Source organism: Colwellia sp. Bg11-12, from assembly GCF_014076955.1.
In the GTDB taxonomy this organism is placed as follows: domain Bacteria; phylum Pseudomonadota; class Gammaproteobacteria; order Enterobacterales; family Alteromonadaceae; genus Colwellia_A.
In genome coordinates this window covers 42,672-48,765 of the sequence record NZ_JACGUZ010000060.1, presented here as the reverse complement: position 1 = coordinate 48,765, position 6,094 = coordinate 42,672, and the positions used below count along the sequence as shown (strand labels likewise).

Here is a 6,094-nt window from a genome sequence, read left to right as displayed (position 1 = left end):
TCACCGCCAAATTAAGAAAAACCCGTTAATCGAAAGATTAGCGGGTTTTTTGCATTTAGAAGTGGAAACATTACGTTAAAGATAAAAAGGGTTTATAGCACTAAACCTTCGAGTAGAGTTCAAATTCACTCTCACCGGAAAATTAAGAAAAACCCGTTAATCGAAAGATTAGCGGTTTTTTTGCATTTAGAAGTGGAAACATTACGTTAAAGATAAAAAGGGTTTATAGCACTAAACCTTCGAGTAGAGTTCAAATTCACTCTCACCGCCAAATTAAGAAAAACCCGTTAATCGAAAGATTAGCGGGTTTTTTGCTTTCTGGAACTGAGAACATTCACGTTTTTTTGCTTTCTGGAATATACGTTTTTTGGTTTGCTTTAAAAGACCACCATCAAATTCACTTAGTGCGCATTGCGGAAGCTACGAGTAACTAAATCAATACTTCAGCTAGCCAAAAGCTATACCTTTATTTGAAACTTGTGAGCCTAAAACTGCAACATATAATTTCAATATATCTATTAATTTACACCTAAAACCTTATTCAATACTTTGCGTACAATTATCTACCCAATCTCGAAAGCGGACATTAGAATCAACTAAAGTCCACATAAAATTAGAGTATTAAATCTAAGGCGCAATCGCCCCCTAAGCGATTTAGCAATCAGTAAAGGGAAGATAATTGTATTAAAATAAAAATGAGCATCATTAATCAATTTCATCAACTGTAGTTTATTCGCTCTAATTAAACTCATAATACATGGGGTTTATTGTACTGCTGTCTCACTTTTAATCAGCGTGGTAATAACTATCGGATTATTGTGCAAAGTTCGATGCACCGGACAGCGTTCAGCGATTTCTATTAATCTAACTTTTTCTGATTCACTCAAGGGGCCAAACAATTGTACTTTGCGAATTAACGACTCTATTTTTTGGCCATCTGCGGAAACACTGGCCGCATCCTCCAAGTAATTACGTTCATGAGCTAGCGATACTTCCACGTGTTCGAGTGGTATTTTTTTATGGTCAGCATACATACGAATAGTCATTGCAGTACAAGCACCAAGCGCGGCAAGTAAATGTTCATAAGGATCAGGCCCTGAATTTTGTCCGCCCGCTTGAGTAGGTTCATCGGCATACCAGTGATGAGTATCACTGAAAACTTCCTGCTGAAATTTATGATCAAGCTCGGCGACTAAAACATGCCCTTTGCTAATCGTGGGATTCGATTTTTTAGCTACTGGAATATATCGACTCGCCCAGCCAGAAATCGTTTGTGCAACATATTCACTATCACTTGCTTTGGATAAAAGATGATCTGCCGTGTCTAAACTGACAAAACTTTTAGGGTGTTTTGCCGCTTTATAAATTTTTTCAGCATCGGCAATATCTACGGTTAAATCGAGAGGGGAATGTAATACCAATAAAGCCTTATCAAGGTGCTGTATATGGTCTGTTGTTTGATTACGCAAATCATCTAAAAATTGCTTTTTAATGGTAAAATCACGCGCACCTAAACTTACTTTGGCCGAGCCGCTGTGCTTTATTGTTTCTAAATGAGCATCAAAGTTGTGTATAACATGGCTTGCTTCAAACGGAGCGCCGATCGTCACAACCGCTTTTACTTCAGGAAGCTGTGCCGCCATCGCTAAAACAGCCGCGCCACCAAGGCTATGCCCGATTAATAATTTCGGTGCTTGATAACGTTGTTCTAAAAACTTTGCCGCTGAAAGTAAATCTTCGGTATTGGAAGAAAAATTAGTATTGGCAAAGTCACCGTCACTATTTCCCAAGCCTGTAAAGTCGAATCGAAAAACCGCAAAACCATGCTGCACCAGAAAGCGACTAATTCGCGACGCCGCGGCAACATCTTTACCACATGTGAAACAATGAGCAAATAAAACATAAGCTCGCACGGTTTGATCAGGTGTTTCTAGCAAACCAGCCAGATGTTGCCCTTGGCTAGGAAATTCTACTTTTGTTCTCATCATTTATCTCCTCAACTTGTAACAATTTTTTTAGAAATACCTTCACTATTAACCTGCTGACTCACTTAATAAAGGGTCGATAACTGCCTGCCATTGGGCTACGTTTGAATTGTGATCTACAGGCACTGTATTGGCATTATTGATAAACAGTGTCGGTGTTGCCCAAACAGCTTTGGTTGCAGCAAAGCGAATAGGTGTTCTCGCTTGAACATAGATATCGCTGTCGTTCATTCTTTCAATGAATTTTTTACGTATTACGCCAGCATGTTCTTCGGCAAAACCAGCCACTAATTGGATGAGGTCCTCGTGAGTCTTATGTAAAAATTGTCCGTTATAAAATTGCGCTTGGTGCTCATAAATAAAGGTCGCGAAATCATAAAACTTATTTGCATCCCCCTCGGCTAATGCAAATAAACCTAAACTCATATCCCAAGCCTGCCGATGATTACTTAGCGTAATTAAATGAACTTTCAGATTTACGGACTTACCTTGATAATGCTTTGCGACTTCAAGTAACGTTGGCCAAATAGTGCGCGAATGTGGACATTGAATATCAATAAAAGCCTCAATAGTAATTTGGGCTGCGGCATCGCCAAGCAGAAAACCACTCGGACGGTGCGGTATAGGTATGGTCATATTAAAGATTTCCCTGCATTGCCTGTATTTTTAGTATTAATGATTATAGCGGTATAAATTAACGATCAAGTTTTTTATGTTTGATTGGCTGAGGAACTATTAAATAGTTTTTGTTCAGCTAAACGGTCTAAAGCAAAGCGCCCACCATTAAAAATTACAACCTGTATCAATAATACTCCCCATAAAACATGCTCTGCGAAGGCCGCAGGGGCAATTTCTTCTAAGCTTATTACCGCGACAATATTGACAAAAAACAATCCCAAAGCAGAAAAACGACTCGCTAACCCTGCGATTAATAACAAGGGCAAAATAATTTCTGCAGCAGTGCCTAAATAGGCGGCTAACTCAAATGGTAATATCGGCACTTGATACTCATATTCAAATAACATTAACGTACTATCCCAGTCTCTTAACTTAGTAAGCCCGGAAGAAAAAAACGCCCAAGCCACATAACAGCGAGCGGCTAATAACGCGACCGGTTCTAGCAGGCTGATTTTACTGGCTACATTACGATATAAATGGCTAATAGATAACACTAGATTCTTTAGAGTATGCATAGTTATTTCTCTTTAATAATATTAATTAAGTTACGTTCAATCGCGGTAAACAGCCATTGCTCGAATGAAAATTCGTTATCATATTTCAACGCATCAAGTGATTGCGCTAATGATTGTCCAGACAATAAATAAGACATAAACGCCCCTTCACTGGCCGATACAGTAGTCACTTGCGGTTGAAACTCAGGACGATAAACCATCACGATTTGCTCAACAGGTTTTCCTAATAGTGCTTTTTTAGCAGCACTCATTGCTGATTTTCGTTGAAGTTCATCACTGTGATGATGAGCCTGAAAAATGTCAGTCAATGGATAGATTGTTTTCAATATTTTGACATTTTGATTAAAGGTGATGAAAAGTTGCTCAGGTTCACTCTCACCAAGCAGTTGTAATGTAGATGAGATAAGGATTTGATCTGGGCCATGCAATGCACAATGAACATGCCAGTCGAGTGCAGCACAATTAGCAAGGTACGGGTAGTCTGCCGCCACTTCTGTGGTCCCTAAAAAATCAGAAAATTTTTCGCCCCATTGCGTCCAATCCCCTAGATTAGGTGGTGATACTTGTAAAAATTGATAAACAAGACTTTCGCTAATGTCGCTATCAAGCAATTCAAACACCGTTGGAAAACTAATGGTTAATGCTCGTTGAGCATTTGCCAATAAATTTTGTCGATAAATATTAATACCTTGCGCATTAAAACCGCATTGTTCTAGGGCAATAGATTCATCATTCCAAATCACTTCTAATAAAATGTGTTGTTCATTTTTAGCTGATTCATGAATGGTTGACTCATTGTTTCCTATTTCACTTTTACCTAGCTCATTCATGTACTCTTCCTCGCTAGGACCGCATGGGCGATATCACGTGCTTTTTTCGCTTCATCAACCAATACTGACCATTGGGGTAAATCACTGTCCCATTCAATTAACGTTGGCACTGCACCAAAACGTGTTAACGCTTGCTGATAGCCAAGCCAAACATCATCAGAAACAGGGCGTGCATGATCATCAATAGTCATCTCGCCCGTTAAAGGTTCACTGCAACCCGCTAAGTGAATTTGTGCAACACTTGCCACGGGTAATTCATTTATATAATCAGCTACTGATTGTTGAATATCACCCCCTTCAAAATTCATACTGTTAACGGCAATATTATTAATATCTAATAATATTTTTGCTCCGGTTCGTTGACAAAGTTGTGCTAAAAAATCCGCTTCACTAAGGTAACTTTCATCAAACTTCACATAGGCAGAAACATTTTCAATGATCAGTTGCCGTCCTAAATAGTTTTGTACTTTATCCACTTGTTCCGACATTATGGCTAACGTTTTCTGGTTATGAGCAATAGGTAATAAGTCACCGCTATGAATAAGCTGCCCTTGTTGTTGCCCCCAAGTAAAGCAGGCATGTTCAGACATCAGAAACGGGTTTATTTTCTTCGTAAGCGCTTTTAAACGCGCCAAATATTGCATCGGAACATTTTGCGCAGAGCCAAGTCCCATCGACGTTGAATGTAAACTAACGGGGTACTTTTCTCTGACTTGAGTCAGTACCGATAGCGCAGCTCCTCCTAGACCAAAAAAGTTTTCCGAATGCACTTCTATAAAATCAACGTGCTTAGGCTGAGTTAATATGTCGGTAAAATGTGGATGCCTTAAACTAACACCCACCATTACATTGCTGTCTTTTACCGACTTAGCCATACTTTAAGCGCCTTTTGTTGCTTTATAGTGTTCTTTTGCTGCTTTTTTTGACAAACCGCCCAGCGTTGAACACGTTCCTTTTGTTACCAATTTCCATTCACCTTTGTCGTTATTAACCTTTGACTGACCGGCACATGAATGGGTACCTGCTAAGTTTGCACAATCGTTTTGAGCGGCTTTAGCCACGCCATAGCATTTTTCTTTTTTACCTGCTGCTTCTGCTGGAGCAATAACCCCAGTAGAAATTACCGCGGCTAATGCTGCGCTTACTAATAATTTATTGTTCATCATCAATCCTTAAGTTTAAAAAGTGAGCAGCTAAGTTAACTGCTCTAACCATTGCATTAATTGCTGTGGTGGTACCCCACCAACACGTTGGTCAATAATTTCACCATTTTTTACCAACATCAGCGTAGGCACACTACGTATGCCATAATCAGCGGCCGAAGTAGGCACTTGGTCGACATCCACTTTAATCGTATTAAAGCGACCGTTCATCATGCCCGACAAGCCTTCAACGACCGGTGACATTGATTTACAAGGCCCGCACCACGAGGCCGTGAAATATAACAATGAAAATTTGTGCTGTGAAAGTAACTCGTCAAGTGAGTCAGCTGATGTTAGTTGTTTCATCATTAAAATCTCATGCTTGTTATTAAGTGACTCAGTATTAGTCGTAAACTTTTTCAATTTGATCTTCTGTTAATCCTTTAATATCTGTCCAATTAGTTTGCGCTGTTTCGATGTAACCCGGAATATCAGTTACCCATTTCTTTTGTACGTCTTTATTGAGGTTTAGGTATAATTTGTCGCCACGGATATGCCAAGCCATAGGGTCAGTATCGAATTTCTTATGCATCGTAACGCCAAAGGCACAGTAACCACCGTATTGTGGTGCATATTTACTTGGCTCAACTTTAAATAAATCGCGGTTATCAGCACTTGAAAACTGATAAATGGCACCATTGTATGCGGCGGTAAAATTATCAGTACCTTTAGTCGGTTCGCCTTTAGTAAAATAAGATACCGCGTCGTATCCTTTAATCGCTAAGTCATTACCATTGGCATTCACTTCAATGTTTGCAGCAAAACTCAGGCTGCTTATGAATAATGCAGAAGTAGCGAAGGTAGATTTAATCAGTGTTGAAAGTGTCATTTTTGTTGCTCCAGTATTTAAGGTGTGATGTTCAAAGTTTTTTTGTTAATCAGTT

The 6,094-nt window shown here is 39.3% G+C and carries 8 protein-coding genes; all 8 read right to left on the bottom strand.

What is annotated here, in order from left to right; all coding sequences use genetic code 11:
* Positions 1-764: 764 nt before the first annotated feature.
* On the bottom strand, positions 765-1,985 hold the full coding sequence (locus H4J39_RS07955) for a bifunctional alpha/beta hydrolase/OsmC family protein (protein ID WP_182227190.1): 1,221 nt from the start codon (positions 1,983-1,985) through the stop codon (positions 765-767).
* A 48-nt stretch (positions 1,986-2,033) separates the two neighbouring features.
* On the bottom strand, positions 2,034-2,621 hold the full coding sequence (locus H4J39_RS07950) for a thioredoxin domain-containing protein (RefSeq protein ID WP_182227186.1): 588 nt from the start codon (positions 2,619-2,621) through the stop codon (positions 2,034-2,036).
* 74 nt (positions 2,622-2,695) lie between these two features.
* Positions 2,696-3,178, bottom strand: coding sequence for a DoxX family protein (locus tag H4J39_RS07945; RefSeq protein ID WP_182227184.1), 483 nt, complete (start codon positions 3,176-3,178; stop codon positions 2,696-2,698).
* Positions 3,179-3,180: 2 nt separating this feature from the next.
* A complete protein-coding gene (locus H4J39_RS07940) occupies positions 3,181-4,008 on the bottom strand; it encodes a putative DNA-binding domain-containing protein (protein WP_182227182.1) in 828 nt (275 codons plus the stop codon).
* The gene (locus H4J39_RS07935) at positions 4,005-4,883 is read right to left on the bottom strand and encodes a DUF692 family multinuclear iron-containing protein (protein WP_182227181.1); all 879 of its coding nucleotides are present in this window, start codon (positions 4,881-4,883) and stop codon (positions 4,005-4,007) included. The genes H4J39_RS07940 and H4J39_RS07935 overlap by 4 nt, the downstream gene beginning before the upstream one ends.
* A gap of 3 nt (positions 4,884-4,886) precedes the next feature.
* Positions 4,887-5,171, bottom strand: coding sequence for a DUF2282 domain-containing protein (locus tag H4J39_RS07930; protein WP_182227179.1), 285 nt, complete (start codon positions 5,169-5,171; stop codon positions 4,887-4,889).
* A 30-nt stretch (positions 5,172-5,201) separates the two neighbouring features.
* Positions 5,202-5,519, bottom strand: a complete 318-nt coding sequence (locus H4J39_RS07925) for a co-chaperone YbbN (RefSeq protein ID WP_182227177.1) — start codon at positions 5,517-5,519, stop codon at positions 5,202-5,204.
* Between the two features lie 34 nt (positions 5,520-5,553).
* Positions 5,554-6,039 carry a YHS domain-containing (seleno)protein gene (locus H4J39_RS07920; RefSeq protein ID WP_182227175.1) on the bottom strand — a complete coding sequence of 162 codons (486 nt, stop codon included), beginning with the start codon at positions 6,037-6,039 and terminating at the stop codon, positions 5,554-5,556.
* Positions 6,040-6,094: the final 55 nt, after the last annotated feature.